The 18,511-nt window shown below is 64.6% G+C and carries 17 protein-coding genes; 7 read left to right on the top strand and 10 right to left on the bottom strand.

The window, feature by feature from the left end; all coding sequences use genetic code 11:
• Positions 1-282: 282 nt before the first annotated feature.
• On the top strand, positions 283-630 hold the full coding sequence (locus tag D7S86_RS12260) for a hypothetical protein (RefSeq protein WP_121086762.1): 348 nt from the start codon (positions 283-285) through the stop codon (positions 628-630).
• On the opposite strand, the gene D7S86_RS12255 is transcribed toward D7S86_RS12260, so the two are convergent.
• Positions 588-2,171: a GNAT family N-acetyltransferase gene (locus D7S86_RS12255; RefSeq protein WP_121086760.1), complete on the bottom strand. Its 1,584-nt coding sequence runs from the start codon at positions 2,169-2,171 to the stop codon at positions 588-590. The two genes, D7S86_RS12260 and D7S86_RS12255, sit on opposite strands and share 43 nt — an antisense overlap.
• Before the next feature lie 379 nt (positions 2,172-2,550).
• Here D7S86_RS12255 and D7S86_RS12245 point away from each other — a divergent pair, with 379 nt between their 5' ends.
• Entirely contained in the window at positions 2,551-2,955 is a 405-nt protein-coding gene (locus D7S86_RS12245; protein ID WP_121086755.1) for a DUF3564 family protein, read from the top strand.
• A gap of 265 nt (positions 2,956-3,220) precedes the next feature.
• Entirely contained in the window at positions 3,221-3,472 is a 252-nt protein-coding gene (locus tag D7S86_RS12240; RefSeq protein WP_147432307.1) for a DUF1488 family protein, read from the top strand.
• A 16-nt stretch (positions 3,473-3,488) separates the two neighbouring features.
• Here the strand turns inward: D7S86_RS12240 and D7S86_RS29085 are convergent, their stop codons facing one another.
• Complete coding sequence (locus tag D7S86_RS29085) at positions 3,489-4,331, bottom strand: hypothetical protein (RefSeq protein ID WP_147432306.1); 843 nt, start codon at positions 4,329-4,331, stop codon at positions 3,489-3,491.
• Positions 4,332-4,685: 354 nt separating this feature from the next.
• On the opposite strand from D7S86_RS29085, the gene D7S86_RS29080 reads away from it, so the two are divergent.
• Entirely contained in the window at positions 4,686-5,228 is a 543-nt protein-coding gene (locus tag D7S86_RS29080) for a hypothetical protein (RefSeq protein ID WP_147432305.1), read from the top strand.
• Positions 5,229-5,542: 314 nt separating this feature from the next.
• Here the strand turns inward: D7S86_RS29080 and D7S86_RS12230 are convergent, their stop codons facing one another.
• The gene (locus D7S86_RS12230; RefSeq protein ID WP_121086749.1) at positions 5,543-6,376 is read right to left on the bottom strand and encodes a ProQ/FinO family protein; all 834 of its coding nucleotides are present in this window, start codon (positions 6,374-6,376) and stop codon (positions 5,543-5,545) included.
• A 148-nt stretch (positions 6,377-6,524) separates the two neighbouring features.
• Positions 6,525-8,891, bottom strand: coding sequence for a glycoside hydrolase family 3 C-terminal domain-containing protein (locus D7S86_RS12225; RefSeq protein ID WP_205962796.1), 2,367 nt, complete (start codon positions 8,889-8,891; stop codon positions 6,525-6,527).
• A 339-nt stretch (positions 8,892-9,230) separates the two neighbouring features.
• Between D7S86_RS12225 and D7S86_RS12220 the strand changes: the two genes are divergently transcribed.
• Complete coding sequence (locus D7S86_RS12220; RefSeq protein WP_121086747.1) at positions 9,231-9,749, top strand: rubredoxin; 519 nt, start codon at positions 9,231-9,233, stop codon at positions 9,747-9,749.
• A gap of 1 nt (position 9,750) precedes the next feature.
• On the opposite strand, the gene D7S86_RS12215 is transcribed toward D7S86_RS12220, so the two are convergent.
• Complete coding sequence (locus D7S86_RS12215; RefSeq protein ID WP_121086957.1) at positions 9,751-10,314, bottom strand: hypothetical protein; 564 nt, start codon at positions 10,312-10,314, stop codon at positions 9,751-9,753.
• 312 nt (positions 10,315-10,626) lie between these two features.
• Here D7S86_RS12215 and D7S86_RS12210 point away from each other — a divergent pair, with 312 nt between their 5' ends.
• Both D7S86_RS12210 and D7S86_RS12205 read left to right on the top strand, forming a co-directional pair.
• Positions 10,627-11,421 carry an acetoacetate decarboxylase gene (locus D7S86_RS12210; RefSeq protein ID WP_121086745.1) on the top strand — a complete coding sequence of 265 codons (795 nt, stop codon included), beginning with the start codon at positions 10,627-10,629 and terminating at the stop codon, positions 11,419-11,421.
• A gap of 68 nt (positions 11,422-11,489) precedes the next feature.
• The gene (locus tag D7S86_RS12205; protein ID WP_121086744.1) at positions 11,490-12,896 is read left to right on the top strand and encodes a DUF3734 domain-containing protein; all 1,407 of its coding nucleotides are present in this window, start codon (positions 11,490-11,492) and stop codon (positions 12,894-12,896) included.
• Here the strand turns inward: D7S86_RS12205 and D7S86_RS12200 are convergent.
• From D7S86_RS12200 to D7S86_RS12180, 5 genes are all read right to left on the bottom strand, one after another.
• Positions 12,883-13,668, bottom strand: a complete 786-nt coding sequence (locus D7S86_RS12200) for a TetR/AcrR family transcriptional regulator (RefSeq protein WP_121086742.1) — start codon at positions 13,666-13,668, stop codon at positions 12,883-12,885. The genes D7S86_RS12205 and D7S86_RS12200 overlap by 14 nt on opposite strands.
• 174 nt (positions 13,669-13,842) lie before the next feature.
• Positions 13,843-15,249, bottom strand: a complete 1,407-nt coding sequence (locus tag D7S86_RS12195; protein WP_121086740.1) for an MFS transporter — start codon at positions 15,247-15,249, stop codon at positions 13,843-13,845.
• 130 nt (positions 15,250-15,379) lie between these two features.
• The gene (locus D7S86_RS12190; protein WP_121086738.1) at positions 15,380-15,751 is read right to left on the bottom strand and encodes an NIPSNAP family protein; all 372 of its coding nucleotides are present in this window, start codon (positions 15,749-15,751) and stop codon (positions 15,380-15,382) included.
• Positions 15,748-17,541, bottom strand: a complete 1,794-nt coding sequence (locus D7S86_RS12185; RefSeq protein ID WP_121086955.1) for an FAD-dependent oxidoreductase — start codon at positions 17,539-17,541, stop codon at positions 15,748-15,750. The genes D7S86_RS12190 and D7S86_RS12185 overlap by 4 nt, the downstream gene beginning before the upstream one ends.
• Before the next feature lie 50 nt (positions 17,542-17,591).
• On the bottom strand, positions 17,592-18,413 hold the full coding sequence (locus tag D7S86_RS12180) for an SDR family NAD(P)-dependent oxidoreductase (RefSeq protein ID WP_121086953.1): 822 nt from the start codon (positions 18,411-18,413) through the stop codon (positions 17,592-17,594).
• Positions 18,414-18,511: the final 98 nt, after the last annotated feature.

Raw genomic sequence — 18,511 nt, 5'->3', positions numbered from 1 at the left:
ACGACGGCATTGCGAAGCGATCCATGGCGTAACGCGCGGTGAGGATCGCAGACGTCCGACGTCCGCCTATCGTCATGCATCGGCGGCATGATCCGGACGTGCGCGTTCGCGGGTATGACGGCGCGCGCGTGACGGGTGTCGCCACGCGCATCGGGCTTTGTTGAGATCCATCAGCATCGTCGTTTCGCACTGCCGTCACACTCGCTCAACACACTATCGACCGGCGGGGGTCAGCACGCGACACATGGGCAACGCGGACCGCCCCGACACCTGAGGGCATGCATGGATTCGAAACGCATCGAGGCGCTGCGCGCCTATCTGCTCGTTGCGTCGCTCGCCGCGCTGGCGATCAACGTCGTCACGCTCTACGCGGGATGGATGCTCGACGTGCCCGACAGCGTCTTCTGCTCGACGGCGTTCAAGCTGATCTCGCTCGCCGCGGTCGGCGTCGTCATGATCGGCGTGAGATTACGCTGCGGCGTCGCATTTCGTTCGGCGCTCGGGCGCGGCGCGGTCGTCGAGACCCGCAGCCGCTCGCGCATGATCGTCGTCGATCGCCGCTGTCCGGGACGGCGTCTCGTATGCCTCTATGCCAGGCTCTCCGGATGCCAGGCGGTTGTGCGCGCCTGAAGCGGCAGCACGAGCGACCAGATCGTCGGATCCTCGTCGTTGAATCGCTCGAAACCACAGTCTTGGGCGAGCGCGAGCATCCGGTGATTCTCCTTGAGCACGATACCGACGAGACGCGCAATGCCCTGACGTCGGCCATAGTCGATGATCCGGTCCATCAGCATGCGGCCCAGATGGTGGCCCTTTTCATCCGAACGGATCGCGACGGCGAATTCGGCGCTCTCGTTTGAAGGATCGGCGACCGCGCGCGCGACGCCATGCGTCACGAAATCGGTCAGACCGCCCGAGCACGCGATGATCGCCATTTCGCGCGCGTAGTCGATACGCACGAGTCGAGCGAGCCGTGCATGGTCAGGCTTGCGCTGCATGCTGAAGAATCGCAGATAGAGGTCCTCGGCCGATTGCGCGCCGAACAGCCCCGCGTGGTGCCCCTCGTCTTCAGGACGAATCGGACGGAACGTCAACGCGATGCCGTCCCAGTCGATCGTCTCTTCGAATTCGAACGGATAGGGCCGAATCGACAACGCGCGGCGCGATGCGTGCGGCGTCAGGCAAAGACGCGGCGCATCGATGTACGCGCGATCGACGTCGAGCACGCAGCACGCCGTCACGCGCTCGACACGCGGCTCGCCGCACACGAGCGCCGAAAGCGATTCGAGCACATAGACAGCCTGACACAGGATCTCGCGCGCGACGGAGGCGAGACCGGCCATGCGGCGCAAAGCGGTGTCGACGTCGACAGGATCGAGCGGCAGCAGATGCGTCGAAAACACATCGCGCGCCGATCCGAGCGTCATGTATGCGCCGAACACGGCGTCGTCGTGTATCGCGATATCGATCGATGTCCGGGCGCCCACCGATTGCATGTTCTCCGATCGCGTCGGCACGCCGAATGCGTCGAGGATGCGTCGCGCGTCGACGGGGTCGAGCCACTGACGCGTCTCGCGCAGCGTCCGCGCACAATCGTCGAACGCGTGCCGCGCGCGCGCATGCGCGTCGCGAAGGCCGCGCGCATCCGGCGCGGGCAACGGCGGCGTCATGAACATACGCTCGAGCGCCGTTCGATGAAGTTCGCCCACGGTGCCGCCGCGGATACCTTCGATTTCCGCGTGCTCGGCGATCTCCAGCAAGGTCTCGAATCGATCGAGGCAAACCACGGCGGTCCGCGCCAGCGCTGCGTAATAGACGGCCGGTTCGGCGCCGTCCGGCGGCATACCCAGCGCCAGGACCGGCTTGCGCATCGACGTCGCGCGCATGGCCGATAGAAACCGATCCGGCCGCTCAATACGTGACGTGGCAAGGAACACGATCTGCGTGTGCGCATCCGAGCCGAGGAAGTCGAGCATGTCGGCGCTGTCCATATCGCGCGCGACATCGATCGCGAACACCGACGTCAAGCCGACGCGCCACGCGAGCGCATGCGCGCGCACCGTCGCGGCCTGCGCTTCGGTATCGACAATCCAGCTCGCGCGCAGCCGAAACCCACCGCTCGTCGCGCCATGCGGCGCGTTTGCGCGTTCTTCCCTATGATCGTGCGCCATCGATTCACGTCCTCGTGTAGATGCCCGTCAGACGACGTCGCGCCATGGCATGGCGAATATAACGGACATATCTGACGCATACGTGGGCGAGCGCCGCGCTTTCTACATCGCCCCACGCGATGCCCGAGTACGACGTCAGATCGCGCGCATCATGATCGAATCGGCGCCGCGCGAGGCGTCGATTCAAGCTCCGGTTGACGGAGATCAACCCGGCACGCCATACGCGACCTAGACTGGAATCGCCGCCTCGTGCGGATGCGGCAAGCGGAGCGAAGCGCGAACCCTTGCGGCGCTCGCCCAGGCGTGCCCCCTGTCTCGCGAATGCCGATTGCGCGGATCGCCCTCATCGCGAACGCGTCGATCGGACTGGAGAGCGATCATGCGCATTACGGTTCATCTCGATACATTCAACGGTCTCGAAACCGGCAGTTTCGCCGTACTCTGGTGCGATCCCGAAACGGGTCGCTGGTCCCGCGAAGGTCATCTCGGCATCGACCTTCCCGAATGGGGTGTCCTGCGCGGCGACGGATGCGATACGGTCGTCGAAGATCCGCAGCGCACCTGTACGTTGTTCGCGCTCGAAGGACTCGATCTGAGCCTCATCGATGCACCGCATCGTGGCGAGGACGGCATCGCGCTGTATCGTCCCGGCATGTCGGCTTACGGGTCGGCCGGTCATTGGTCGGTGCAATGCGTCGATGCCGCGGCGGTACATGCCGAGCACAGCGTATTCGCCGACGCCGATTTACATCGGCATTCGGATACCGAACGCTCATCGCATTAAATCGCGTTAAATATGCCGACGTACGCCACCGAACAGATCGATATTGCGATTCGTCTTATTAATAACAAAGAAGACATTCGCCGACACGGGTTCGAATACCCGTCCGCCCATCAGACGCGCAAACGTTTAACTCCGCTTGCATTCGGAAACCGTGGATGAATTTATTCTGCATGTCGAATCACTCGACATAAATTGTTCGCATCTACCTTGTTTTTGAATTCAGTGCTGTGCTACGGTGTGCCCATCGCAAGTGTGGACGACCGACATGACCGTCAATCTCGCTCCGGGCACCGCGCCCTTTGTCGTAGATGGAAACGTGCAGTTCACGATTGCGGTCAATGGCGCGTATTACCGCTGCACCGTTGCCGATGAAGTACTGTGCCGCTACTTCGGCGACACGCGTCAATCGGGTAATCGGCTCGCCGCATTCGAACGGGGACGCGAGCGTATTCTCGCCGTCGCCGCGGCCATGACATGGCGCGGTCCGCTGATTCAACTTCAAAGCATGGATTTCTAATCGGCCGCTCCCGCAATCACGCGAGCTTGCGATGATTCGACGCGTCGAATCGACGATCACGATAAATCGGAGGCACGAGTTGACTGCGCGCTTCGGGCAAATCGATCCCGAGATCCTGAGCAACGACTCTCCAGTCTTCTCCGCGCGATACGCGTTCCAAACCGGGGCCGCTTGCCGAAATCAGTTGGAGTTCGAGTTCCGTATTGCCGCCCTGCAATGCCAATTCGTCGGCAATCTTTCTGCATGATATTCCGGCCTGAACACAGGCGATGATCGTGTCGTTCAGCGTGTGAGCACGTAACGCTTCGATCATCTCGTCACAGCGCACGGTATGTTGCCTGGCAACGACATACCAGGGTTCACCGCGCCACACACGCTGTCCGGCAAGGCCCGATATCGCACACTGTTCGAGCGCAAGACGCCCTTCCTGGGTATCGATGCGGTATGTCATGGCAACGAAATCGCACGTGGCGCGATCGCGGACCCAATCGCCCGCGACCATTTCAACGCATAAGCGTTCGAGCTGTATTCTTCCGCTCAATTCGAGCCCGCCGAGATCGCCGACGATCTGATCGCACGTATAACCTTTTTTTAGCAAAGCCGGTGCGTGATAGTCGATCGCCAGATCCTGGAGACGATCGCCGACGCCAGAATCATCGAGATCGAAGATCTCGGCCACCTGCCTCCAGGGCACGCCGTCGTACACATGCTCCTCGGCGAAGCGATCCACCACGAGATGTTGCATCAAGCTTCGCGCCTCGGGATCGACGATATGGTGACGCGCGGCGACCCTGCGCCAGTCGCGCCCAGTCTCGACTAAGCGGCTCACTCGCTCGCGCACGAATCGACGTTGCAGCATGCTTCGCGCCGCGTCCGAGCGGATAGCGAGCCGTATCGAGAGCGCGCGCCAGTCCTCGTCATGCTCGATCGTGTCGATGTTCAGCGTCCGGACCCACGCGCATTCCGCGGCATCGCGTGCCTCTTCGCTTGCGATGCCGCGGAATGCGGTCGACGCGCCACGTGCGCCGCGCTCGCATCTCGGCTCCACTGGGGCGCTACGCCCCACACCGTCATCGCTCGAAAGCTCGAGATCACCCACAGCCGGAACGCGTGTCGAGCCGCGTAAGGGATCGGACACTGTCTCGCGGCTGCGAGCCGCACCGAGGGCCGCTTCGTTCGCCATCGCACCCGATGCGGACCGCCTGGCGCAACGATGAAGTTCGCGCAGCGCCTGCGGGTGCCGGATGCCGAGCGCTTCGGCGACATCGGTCCAATCCACACCGCTTTGCAACATCGTACGGCCCGCCGAATGGACCGCTACACATTCGAGCTCTCGTCGGGCGTCGCGGCCTCGGATTCCGTGTTCCCTCTCGATAGCGTCACAGGGCCAGCCGATCGAAACACGCAGGGCGGCCATCCCGCGTACCGAAACCCGCTCGAGTTCACGGCGCGCATCGCGATTCGACACGGCAAACTCCGATGCAATCCGGTCACACGATTCGCCGCAGAAGGCTCGCATTCCCGCACCGGCGCGAATCGCGAGCCGCGGCAATTCGAGCTGTGCGACGGCATCGTCGATGTGGTGTTCACGCTGGATTGTCGCGATCGATGCGCCACGCCTCACGCACGCGCCGGCCTCGCCGTTGACGGCGAGCAATTGAAGCCGCCTGCGCGATGTCGGATCGCACAGGCGAAACGAAGATTCGACGAATCCACAGGGCATGCCAGACGTGACGAGCGACTTCGCCGTGCGTAAATTCGCAAACATCGCGCGCAATGCGTCGATCGACACGTCTCGATCCGTGTGACCCGGCGGGCGATAGATGTTTGCGCGAACGCCCACATCGTATGCGCGTGCCGTACGCCGCATGTCGGGTGCGCTCGTCGAGCGACCGATTGTTGACCACATGAGCCGGACTCCCGTTGATCCGGCCATCCTAAGCATGCGGCAATGAGGGGCTTTCCGAATTCGCTCGGGGGGTGCGCGCGGACGACGCACAGGGGCCGCGACACGCGCGGCCATCGATGCGATCCCGCCGATTCATCTCGGCGAGTGCCGATTCATGCCGATCAACGCTGCGAATCTGACTCCGAATGCGCTTCCGGCGTCACAGTCGATTCTGACGGCACAGAGGAGGCTTCTGCGCCATGCACGGAGACATCCGCCGAAGTCGGGGCTTCGGCCGTCGTCGCCTGCTGCTCAGGCGGTGTCCCGGCGGACGAAGCGGTCAGATCAGAAGACGCGGCATCCGCGGTCGGCGCGGTCGGCGTAGCTTGAGCCGGTGCGGGCGCGGCAGCGCGTTGTTGCGCACGCTTTTCGCGATGCACTTCGAGACGGCGCGCACGATGCGCATCGGCGGCCGTGACGACACCCGCCGCATTCCCGGCGAGATCGATCCGAGACGCGCCCTCGACCATGCAGGCCCAATACCGGCTGCCGCCGCACCACGTCTTGATCGCCGCGCGCAATTGCGCTTCGTCGGCGCCGAGTTCGGCGGCGTGCGCCATCAAGTCCTCGAAAATGCCGATCTTGAGCGGCACCTTCGGCGCGGGCTTTTTCGGGAAAGTCGCCGCGAATCGATTCTGGAGCTTGCGAATCAGCAGCAGGACCGGATCGGTCGGCGTAGCCGGTTCGCGCGCGGGGCGCGCCGCATTGTCACGCGCCGGACGCACGACGCGCTCGGTATGCTTCTTACGCGGCTTGCCGGCCGGCGACTGCCCCTGCGGCTTCGCGCCGGCGGCATTCGGGCGCCGGTCCTCGCCACTCGCGTGCGGCTTCGCGTCGCCCGGTTTCGGCGGGCGCGGTCCACGACCCTTGCCCGCGCCGCCCTGCTTGGCGAGCTTTTCCTGTCGCGCCTTCTCGGCAAGTTGCGTTTTGAGTGCTGCGAGTTGCTCGAATCCCATTGCGTTGTCCGACTTTGAACTGCGCGCATTGTATCAGCCGCTCCGGGAGCGGTTGCCCTCATGCGGGCGAGCCACGGTTAAAAAAGTCAATCACGGCGGCCGCCGTCGGCGCACGCGATGCGTGCGCCGTGACCTCGCTCACTGCAGCCTAGATGGCCAAACCCTTTCGAGCAAGTTCGAGCATCGCGTCGAGCCGCGCTTCGGACAGTGCCCCATGCGAGAACGCGCAGACCTTGATCGCCGGCATATCGTCGATGAATGCAAAGGTCGCCATGCGCGCCTTGCGGATCGCCACGATTTCGTCGGGCGTCATGCTCGCCTCGTCGTCCGTGCTCAGCAGTGCACCGAAACCGAGCGCGCGCACGAGTTCGACGTAGAGCGCCTCACCACCGGGCACGCGCTTGAATTCGCCGACGAGCGAGCGACGCGAAAGCGGCTTCGTGCGTGTCTGCGCCGCCGATACGTCGATGGCCGCGACGAGCGGCAAATCGCGTGACGAACCGCCCGCGCGAACCTCGAATGTGCCCGTCCGAACGGCCCACGCTTCTTGCGCCGCATCGTAATACGCGAAATCGCGCCGGCTCAATGTGAAGCGAACCGTCTTCTGCTCGCCGGGTTCGAGCGCGACCTTCTTGAAGGCGCGTAGTTCGTTGACGGGCCGCGCGACGACCGGCGCGCGCTCATGCGCGTAAAGCTGCACGACCTCCTTGCCCGCGACCTTGCCGATGTTGCGCACATCGACTTCGACCGTCACCGCACCGTCCCGATCCGCATCGAAACGCATCGTGCTCGTGCGAATCGCCTCATAGGCAAATTGCGTGTAGCTCAGACCGAAACCGAACGGGAACAGCGGCTCGATACGCTTCGCGTCGTAGTAGCGATAGCCGACGAACACGCCCTCTCCATACACCGCATGACCGGCGCGGCCCGGGAAATTGGGGAATGTCGGCGTCTGTTCGAGCGAGGCCGGGAACGTCTCGGCGAGCTTGCCCGACGGGTTCGCGCGGCCCGTCAGCACGTCGGCGATCGCGCCGCCGCCCGCCTGCCCGCCGAGCCATGCCTCGACAATGCCCTTGACGCGCGACGCCCATGGCATCGAGACAGCCGAACCGTTCAGCAGCACGACGACGACATTCGGCTGGCGCGCGGACACCGCCTCGATCAGCCGCACGTGTCCGGGCGGCATGTCGATCGAGCGCCGGTCGAAACCCTCCGATTCGTAGCTATCGGGCAGCCCCGCGAAAATGACGGCAAGATCGGCGCCCTCGGCGCGTTGCACGGCCTCGGCGACGAGCGCGTCGGTCGTCTCGCCTTCGGCGTCGTAGCCGCTCGCGTAGCTCAGGCGCGCATCGCCGACGATCGCGGCAAGCTCGTCGGCCGCGTTGCTCGATTGCGTCGGATTGACCATCGAACTGCCCGCGCCCTGATAACGCGGCGTCGTCGCAAATGCGCCGATCAGCGCGACCTGCTTGTCCGATGCGATCGGCAGCACGTGATCGTCATTCTTGAGGAGCACGATCGCCTCGGCGCCCGCGCGACGCGCGAGCGCGTGATGCGCCTCGACGTCGAACGTCGCGTCCGGCCGGCGCCCCGCGACCGCACGCAGGATCAGCGCCGCCACTTCCGTGGCGGCGCGCGCGAGCGCCGGCTTCGAAAGACGCCCCTCCTCGACCGCCGCGATGATCTTCTTGCGGTTGTAGTCGCCGCTGCCCGGCATCTCGAGATCGTTGCCCGCGGCAACGCCCGCCACGCGATCGTTGATGCCGCCCCAGTCGGAGACGACGAGTCCGTCAAAGCCCCAGTCGCGGCGCAGCACATCGGTCAGCAAGTACGCGTTCTCCGATGCGTAGGTGCCGTTCACGAGGTTGTACGAACTCATGATCGTCCAGGGCCGCGCCTCGGTCACGGCGATCTCGAACGCGGGCAGATAGATTTCGTGCAGGGTCCGCAGGTCGAGATCGGAGCTCGTCGCCATGCGTTCATCTTCCTGACTGTTGACGGCGAAATGCTTGAGCGACGTGCCGACGCCCTCGCCTTGCACGCCCTCGATATAGGCCGCGGCCGCGCGCCCCGCGAGCACCGGATCTTCCGAAAAGTATTCGAAGTTCCGGCCGCCGAGCGGCGAACGCTTGATGTTGATGCCCGGTCCGAGCAGCACCTGCACGTCGACGGCCTGCGCTTCACGTCCGAGCGCCGCACCGACCTCGCGCAACAAATCGACATTCCACGTCGCGGCAAGCGCCGATGCAGTCGGGAAACACGTCGACGGCACGCTGCCCTCGGCGCCCGCGCTGTCGTTGCGACGTACCTTGCGAAGCCCGTGCGGTCCGTCGGACAGCGCGATCGGCGGCAGCCCCAGCCGTTCGACGCCATGGGTCGCCCACCAGCCATCGCCGGACAGCAGCAACGCCTGCTCTTCGATCGTCATCTTCGCGACCCATTCCGCCGCCTGCTGCTTCACGTTCGCTTGCGCGAGGTCCATGCGTTGCTCCTCTCTTGTCGATGTCGTATTCATGCGTCCTCCCGTGCGCGATCAAAACTGAAAGCGCTTTCATATCATTATGCCGACACGCCGCGCGTTCAACACTCGGCGTTTGTCTGGATCCGGACTATAGCTGAAACCGCGCGGCGGCCGAGCCGGGCGGGCCTGGCGGGACGGGCGAGACGAACGGCGACGCGTTGCTCGCTTGGAGCCCGGGCGAGCAACGGGTGCGATTCGATTGTCATGAAAATCGGAACGCTGCGTCCGGAATCGCGGCGTTTTTCATCGCGCGCGCATTCCCTACACTGTCGCCCTCGATGCGGTGGCCGCCCCGGCGACCGCGGGATGTCCAGACGCAGGTGTACGACCCGTATGTACAAGAAAGGCACGGCTATCGAACTTCAATTTGCATCGAATCGCGTCAACGACGCGGCGGGCGACCCGTACTGGATCGACCTCGATGCCGACGAAGCACGCGCGCTGCTCGCGCAATTGCAGGCCTATTTCTCGACGCCGCGCGATGACACCGCGCCGCCGCGCATCATCAATCTCACGGGTCCCGAAACGGCAGTCGAAGACGCTGCCACGCGTGCCGTGTCGCGGTCGCGCGCATCCGCCGCGCGTTCGAGCGCCCACGCGGATTCGGGCACCGGCGCCGGCGCGTCGCCGGCCGAAGCCGACGTGGCGCTGCTCGATGGCGCCTCGCCCGCCGTCGAAGGCGACGCGCCGCGTCAATGGGTCTGCGTGATTTGCGGCTGGGTCTATGACGAAGCCGCCGGCATTCCCGAAGACGGCATCGCCCCAGGCACGCGTTGGGAAGACATCCCCGACGACTGGCGCTGTCCGTTGTGCGACGTCGGCAAGGACGACTTCGCGCTCGTCGAGTTCTGAATCAAGGTGCTTTGTCGGCCGGCATCCGGTCAGGATCGGCCTGCGTCCGATAGGGTACGTCCGCCGACGCCGGATCCGTCATCGTGTCGTCGATCACGCGATCGACGTCGGCGGTTTGTCCGAGCACGAAGACGAACCGGTGTATATCGAAGTCCGGCGCGACGCATCCCTGGACGAAGATCACTCTGCTTTGAATCACGAGCCAGAGCGTCGTGCGCTGCCGCCAGTTCAATCCGAGCGTGTCGACATGGCGCAGACGGCGGCCGACGGTCTCGGCGATCTCCTTGTCGTATGCGTACGCATTCGCAAGCCGGCACCGCCCTTCGCTCCAGCAATTGTTACCGTGCTCGATACGATTGTGCGCATTCGCGAGCCATTCCTCGTCGGTCTGCAGCGGACCGAGCGGCACCGGACACCGCGCGATGCCGTTCGAGATCGAGAAAAAGGGATCGTCGCCGTGATTGCGGCGCGGCGCGTCCGCCTGACACGCCATCGACATCGATAACCCCAACACGCACGCGAAACGTGCGAACACGCGCGCATCGGCTCGGATGGATCGGTTCATGACGTGCTCCCGCGCCGTTTGTCGCACGACGCACCCGGCCACGCGATCGCATCGGGCATCGGCATCGCGTTTCGACAACCGAAAGGACATCGAAAGCTTTCGACCTCTCCAAGCCCGATTCGCGCCGCTTTGACATGATCGCGCAACATGGATGCGCGTTCATTGCGGGCTGAGGACACGCATCGCGCACGCCTGCGCCGCGCTGCGGCGCACAAGCGCCCGTCCCTTTTATTCTGTGCGGCCCGCAGCATTGACGCTGCAGAGCACAAATCTTAAAGTGAAGCCCATTCGACACGAGGCCCGGAGGTTTTGATGAAAATCGAAGAGATCCGCAAGCACGCGTATGCGATGCCCTTTCATAACCCGTCCTATCCGAAGCCGCCGTTCCGCTTCGTCAATCGCGAATACTTCATCATCTCGTACGAGACGGATCTCGACGCTTTGCATGCGGTCGTGCCGGAACCGCTGCGCGTCGATAGCGGGCTCGTTCACTACGAATTCATCCGGATGCCGGACTCGTCGGGCTTCGGCGATTACACCGAAAGCGGCCAGGTGATCTCGGTCATCGACGAACACGGCAACAAGGGCAGCTATACGCACGCGATGTATCTCGACGATGAAGGTCCGATCGCGGGCGGCCGCGAAATCTGGGGCTTTCCGAAGAAGCTCGCGACGCCGCGGCTCGGCGTCGACGGACGCGATACGCTGCTCGGCACGCTCGACTACGGCTCGCAGCGCATCGCGACGGGCACGATGGGCTATAAATTCCGCGAACTCGATATCGAAGCCGAACGCCGCAAGCTCGCGGAAACGCCGAACTATCTGCTCAAGGTCGTGCCGCACGTCGACGGCTCGGCGCGAATCTGCGAACTCGTGCGCTTCTATCTGCGTGACGTGTCCGTCATCGGCGCATGGGAAGGCCCGGCCGCGCTCGAACTTCACGCGCATGCGCTCGCGCCCGTGGCCGATCTGCCTGTCAAGCGCGTCGTCGGCGCCCGACATATCATTTCGAACCTGACACTCGATATCGGCGAAGTCGTCTACGACTATCTGGCCTCGAACGACGTCGAGCCGACGGAGTATCTCAAGCGCGCCGCGAACGACTGACGCGCCGACCCGCTACCCCGATTCAACGCGGTCCGACCGACTGACGCGAACAAGAACAAGGAGCGCCCGTGCCTACGAGCCCACGCAACACCGCCGCCAAGACGCTTGCCTTCGAGTTGCCGCACTACGACGAGGTCGCGCTCGTGCTTCAGGGCGGCGGTGCGCTCGGATCGTATCAAGCGGGCGTCTACGAAGGACTGGCCGAAGTCGGCGTGCATCCGAGCTGGGTCGCGGGCATCTCGATCGGCGCGCTCAATACGGCGATCATCGCGGGCAATGCGCCCGAGGATCGCGTCAAGGCCTTGCGCGAATTCTGGAACGCGATCTGCCAGCCCGCGGATTCGTTCGGTGCATTCGCGGCGCAAGCGGCGACCGCGTTCGGACTCGGCGACCACGCGCGCAAGTGGGCCAGCATGTGGTCGGCAAGCCGTACGCTGACCGAAGGTCAGCGACGGTTCTTCACACCGCGCGTCCCGTTGCCGATCCCGGGTTTCGACAAGCGTCAGCCCGACGAAGTCAGCTTCTACGACACCGCCGCGCTGCGCAAGACGCTGCTCGACTATGCCGACTTCGACCGGATCAATCGCGGCGGCATCCGCGTATCGGTCGGTGCCGTCAACGTCCGCAAAGGGAATCTGATCTACTTCGACAACACGAAAATGTGTCTGAAGCCCGAACATTTCATGGCGTCCGGCGCCTTGCCGCCGGGTTTTCCCGCCGTTGAAATCGACGGCGAATACTACTGGGACGGCGGCCTCGTCTCGAACACGCCGCTCACGGAAATCATCGAGGACAATCAGCACAAGGACACGCTCGTGCTGCAGGTCGATCTCTGGAGCGCGCGCGGCAATCTGCCGGGCGATTTCCCCGATGTCTCGGAACGCACGAAGGACATTCAATTCTCGAGCCGCACGCGCGCGATCACGAACCTGCTGTCGGCCAAGCAGAAGCACAAGCGCGTGCTCAAGGAAATGATCGACCTGCTGCCCGACGAGGTGCGCCGTACGCATCCGCTGGTTCAGGAGGCGGCCGATCTTGCCGACGGCGGCGCGATCAATATCGTGCACCTGATCTACAACAACAAGTTCTACGAAGGTCACTACAAGGACTACGAGTTCAGCTTCGATACGCTTAGCGAGCATTGGAGCAGCGGACTCGAGGACATTCGGCGTTCGTTTACGCATGCCGAGTGGTTCGACATCCCGAGCCGCGAACTCGGCTTCGCGACGCACGATATTCACCGGCATCAGATCCCGCCGGGCGCGCAACCGGGCGTCTCCGCGGAAGTGCCGGAAACACCGGACACACCGGAGGCACCGGAGACCCCGGCCACAGCGAGCGCCAAGACCCGAAACGCCGGCGCGCCCGCTGCGAACAAACGCGCCGCGGCCGCCGCGAACGATCAGTCGAACACGCCCGCGACGGCCAAGCGCACGCGTAGCCGCGCCAAGACGTCGACGCTCAAATCGGCTTAAGCGAGACGTCCGCCATATCGACGGAAGGCGCTTCGGCCAGAGAGAATTTGCCGCCTTTCGAGCGCAGATGGCGTGCCCACGCGGGCTTCGGCGCAACGACGACACCCTTCGCCCAGTCATGCAGATACGCGCTTGAAAACGCGACGCCGCGCGCCGCGAGTTCGGCGCCGCAGCCAAGGCTCGCGAGCTCCATGCGCACGGCCGCATCCATGTAGGCATCGGGATCGCGCACGCCTTGCCGGATCGACTGGATCGTGCGAACCGAAGCACCCATCAGAAAATCCGCCGCGACGCCCACATCGTCGAACGCGAATTGCCCTTTGCGCCGGCCGCTTTCGAGGTCGGCGGTCATATACCTGCCCACCATCGAGTTATGCGGCCACGCATCGACGCGCACGAGAAAACCGGCCCATTTGCGATCGACGAGCGCGCGCACGAGAAACACGCGAAAGCCGACCGATGCGCGTTGCCACGGCTCGGCGAGCACGTCGTAAATCGGTAGCACGCCGGTCGCCATTTCATCGCTGAAGGCTCGGCCGATCGCGGCCAGCACTTCGTCGAGCGAATCGAAATAGTTATAGAAGGTGCCGCGCGAGACGGCCGCCTCGCGAATCACATCGTCGATGACGGGCGAGGAATAGGCGTCGTCGGAAAACACGCGCATGGCCGCGTCGAGCAATCGCGCGCGCATCGCGGCCCGCTTCTTCTCGGCCACGAGCGAACGATGATCGGCGACGTGCTTCGGATGCTCGGTTTCGTGGAGTTCGGACATCGGAGGATCCGCCTGGTGACGTGACGTCAGACTGACGAATTGTAATGACAACGCCCCCCATGTCCGACATTGATGGAAACCCCAAACGACATCCCGCTTATTGCCCGTCTCGCTGCCGTCACGACTGCCCTGAGACGGTCGTGACGGACACACGCATCGACGGGGCCCCCGACCTCAATGCGCCCAGGGTTCGCCGCGCACCGCGGCGATCGCGCCCGCATCCCTGTCGAGTCCGTCGTCCTGCCCAAGGCGATCGCCGCGTTCGCAGACGCGCATGACCGTCAATGCGCAGGCCGCGGCGACGGCGGGAATCGCGAGCACGCTAAACACCGTGCCGAACGCGAGATTCATATTCATCAGCAACGCGCCGACGAATGCGCCGACGACGGCGCCGCTGCGGCCGACGCCCAGCATCCAGGCCACGCCCGTCGCGCGGCTATGCGTCGGATACAGACTCGCCGCAAAGGCCGACATCGACGTGACCGCGCTCGTGACAGCCGTACCCATGAAGAACACGAGCACGCCGAGCATGTCGAGACCGCCGAGATGCGCGCCGATCGCAAGCACGAGCAGCGCGGAGATCAGATACGTCACGGCGATCGCGCGACGCGCATTCGCACGATCCATGATCCAGCCGAGGCCCAGATTCCCGACGATGCCGCCGAGCGGAAACAGCGAGGTGATCAACGCGGCATGCCGCATGTCGAATCCGGCGTCGCGGAACAAGGTCGGCATCCAGCTCGTAAGCAGGTAGTAGATGACGAGACCCATGAAGTAAGCGATCCACAACAGAATCGTGCGCGTGCGAAAGCGCTTCGACACGATCGTGGCAAGCGACGACTGACGCTTCGCGGCATCACGCGTATCGCGCGCGGTGAACGTGCAGGCGTCAAGCTTCGTGTCGTCGGCGATCCGGCGCAGCACCTTCGCGATGCGCGCCGCGGGACGCTTGCGGAGCACCATGAATTGCACGGACTCGGGCAACGCGAGCACGATGACGGCCGCCAATGCGATCGGCCACGCGCCGCCCATCACGAGCACGCTTTGCCAGCCGAGATGCGGAATCAGCCACGACGCGGACAAGCCGCCGATCGTCAGCCCCGCGGAAAACCCGCAGAACATCGCATTGACGATGACGGCGCGCGTGCGCGCCGGGGCGTATTCGGACATCAGCGTGACGGCATTGGGCATCGCCGCGCCGAGGCCGAGGCCCGTCAACAGACGCAGGATCGTCAGCGATTCGACCGACGTCGCCGTGGCTGAAGCGAGACTCCAGAGTCCGAAGAAGAACACCGAGAGCGCGAGCACGCTCTTGCGGCCGATGCGATCCGCGATCGGACCGGCGACGAGCGCGCCGAAGCCGAGGCCGATCAACGCGGCGCTCATGACGGGACCGAGCGCCGCGCGGCTGATATGCCATTGATCGAGCAGCGACGGCGCGACGAAACCGACGGCGGCCGTATCGAAGCCGTCGGCCGCGACGACGAGGAAACACAGAACGAAGACGACCCACTGATACGGCGAAAAACGATGATCGTCGATAAAGCCTTGAACATCGACGACCGATGCGTGCGTGTTCATGGCCGTCCTCCAAACGTGACGTAGAGCGGGTTCATGTTGATGTCTCCTGATAGGGATAAGAACGCACGGGATTGCGAGTCATGACGCTCGCTTGACGCCCGCGCGCGATGCAGTAAGGCTTGGGTCGGGCTCAGATCGGACTCAGATCGACCTCGCGCGATGCCGCGATCGTGTCGAGGCCCGCCAGGCTCTTGAATTCGACGCGGCGGATGATGCGGCTTTCCTGCGCGACGATCAGATGCGCGGAGGCCTTGAGATACGCGGGCCAGTCCGGATCGGCATCGCGCGCCGTGCGGCGCTGGTCGTAGTCCGCGATGCTCTCGTAGCCCCACAGATGCACGACCTGATTGAGCGCGCCGATGTCGCTCATATAAAAGCCGACGGGCGCGCCGAGATAGCGAACCTGAATCGGCATCGCGAGCCGGTCGAAAACGTCGATGAATTCGGCCATGCCGCGCGGCCGGATCGTATAGATGCGATGGTCGATAAACGGCTTGTTCATGCTGCGCTCCGGATCGGTGCGGCGGTTTGAGGAGAGACCGTACGCGCGCGCGCCTCGCGGGCATCGTCCGATACGTGTTGCGACGCCTTGCCCGCGATATGCAGCGCCGCGATGTAGCCGAAGGTCATGATCGGGCCGAGCGTGATGCCCGCGCCCGGATAATTGCCGCCCATGACGCTCGCGCGGTCGTTGCCGACCGCATAGAGGCCCGGAATCGGCGCGCCGTCGCGCAGCACCTGTCCCACCGTATTCGTGACGATGCCGTCGAACGTGCCGAGATCGCCCATGATGACCTTGACCGCGTAATACGGTCCCTTGCCGATCGGCGCGACACACGGATTCGGCGCGTGCGACGCATCGGCGAGATAGCGATTGAACGACGTCGTACCGCGGCCGTAGGCGACGTCGACACCCCGTTGCGCGCCGAGGTTGTAATCGCGAACCGTCGCTTCGAGCGCGCCTGCGTCGATGCCCGCGCGGTCCGCGAGTTCGGCGAGCGTGCGGCCCTTGAACAGATATCCGCTGCGAATCAGCCCGCCGAGCGGCATCGGCGCGGGCTTCGCGTAGCCGAGCCCGTATTTGCGGATCGTCGCGTGATCGCAGAGCAGCCACATCGCAGTCTCGTTCTTGCCCGCGCACGCCTCGATCATCGCGGCGCCGACGTCGTGATACGAATTCGATTCGTTCGTGAATCGCTTGCCGCCGCGCGTCACGCCGATGATGCCGGGCTTGTAGCGATCCAGCAGATGCGGAAACACGCCGTACTGTCCGCCGCCGTACGGAACGCGCGAGACGGGCATCCACGCGGCCGGCTCCGTGAAGCGGATCGGCACTTGCGCGCCGACGGTTTCGGCCATCCGCGCGCCGTCGCCCGTGTTGCCGGCCGGCGTCGGCGAAAGATGCTCTCCACCGCTGCGCAGATGCGGATACGCGTTGTGAATCCGCGCGGTGTCATGCGGAAATCCGCCGCACGCGAGCACGACCGCCTTGCGCGCGACGATGCGCTTCTCGGCGCCATGCGCGTCTTTCACGACCGCGCCCGCGATACGACCGTCGACGACGATCAGCTCGCGCGCGGCCGTCGACGTCCAGATCGGCACGCCGAGATCGAAGACCGACTTCGCCAGACGCGCGGCCAGCGCGTTGCCGCTCGTCACGTTGATGCCGCGCCGATAGAGCACGAGTTCCTTGAGATGGCTCGCGAGACGTTTCGTGACGTACCACGCGGACTTCAACGAACGCGTGACGTTGAAGAAGTGCGAGATGTCGGCGCTCGACGAATTGAACATCATGCCGATGAACGTGATCGTCTTGAGCGGCGGACGCAGGCGCTTCATGTTTTCGCCGAGCGCGCGGATGTCGAACGGCGCGGCGAGCACCGAGCGTCCGACGTCGACGCCGCCGCCGATCGTCGGGTGATAGTCGGGATAGAGCGTGCGCACGAACTTGACGCTCGTCTCGCGCTCGAAGAACGCGATCATTTCGGGGCCGCGATCGAGAAACGCATCGACGGCCTCGGCGTCGAAAAACGCCCCCGTTTCGTTCTTCATGTATTCGACCGCGGCCTCGCGCGTGTCGCGAACACCCGCCGCTTTCGCATGCGGATTGCCCGGGATCCAGAGCACGCCGCCTGAAAATGCGGTCGTGCCGCCATACCAGGCTTCCTTCTCGATCACGAGCACGTCGAGGCCTTGCTTGCGCGCGGTGACGGCCGTCGAAAGGCCGCCCGCGCCGGAGCCGATGATGAGCACATCGCAGCTCGGCTCCGACGAACGATTGTCGATCGTCATGATGTCCATCCTTGTCAATGAGCGGCCTGTGCCGCATAACGGAGCGGCGATCAGGCCGCTTTCGGCGCCTTGAATCCGGGCCGCGGCACGAGGTCCATGAGCATGCTGCCGAGCCCGCCGTCCACGCTGAGTTCGGCGCCGTTCACGTAGCCGCTGCGCGCGCTCGCGAGAAACGCGACGACGTCGGCGATATCCGCGGGTTCGCCGATGCGCCGGCTCGCGGTCATCGCGCGTCGGCCCGCCTCGACGTCGGGATCCGCATAGAACGCCGCCGACAGCGGCGTGCGGATCATGCCCGGGCACACGGAATTGCTGCGCACGCCGCGCGGTCCCCACTCGGCCGCGAGCTGACGCGAGAGCATCGAAATCGCGGCCTTGCTCGGGCTATACGCACCGCTCCACGTCTGCGGGTTCAGCGCGGCGATCGACGATACGTGCACGATGCTGCCGCGTCCGCGCGCGAGCATGCCGCGCCCGAATGCCTGCGAGGTCAGCATGTAGCCGGTCAGATTGACCGAGAGCGTCGCGTTCCAGGCCTCGAGCCCGATGTCCTCGATGCCCGCCGCGCGCAACAGTCCCGCGTTATTGACGAGCACGCCGACCGGGCCAAGCTGCGCTTCGACGAACGCAGCCGCGTGTTGCACGCTCGCGGGATCCGAGATGTCGCATTGCACCGCGAGCGCGTCGTGGCCGTGGTCGCGCAGCGCCTGCGCGGCGTTTTCGCAATGGGCCGCGTCGAGATCGAGCAGCGCGATGCGGCCGCCCGCGTCCGCGAGCGTGGCGCCGATCGCGCGCCCGATGCCGCCCGCGCCGCCCGTCACGACGCAGATCTGCCCTTCGAGGCCGAGCCAATGAGGTGCGCCTTGAGTCATGCGTGTCTCCTTGTATTCCATGTTCGATTGGAAAAAAGTGTATCGACGCGCCGTCGCCGGAAATTGGACAAAGTCCGCAGAGCACAGGACAATTTGTC

It is taken from the genome of Pararobbsia silviterrae, from assembly GCF_003628125.1.
Taxonomy (GTDB): Bacteria; Pseudomonadota; Gammaproteobacteria; order Burkholderiales; family Burkholderiaceae; genus Pararobbsia; species Pararobbsia silviterrae.
Note: the sequence above shows the minus strand (reverse complement) of the source record. Positions and strands in the feature narration are given on the sequence as shown.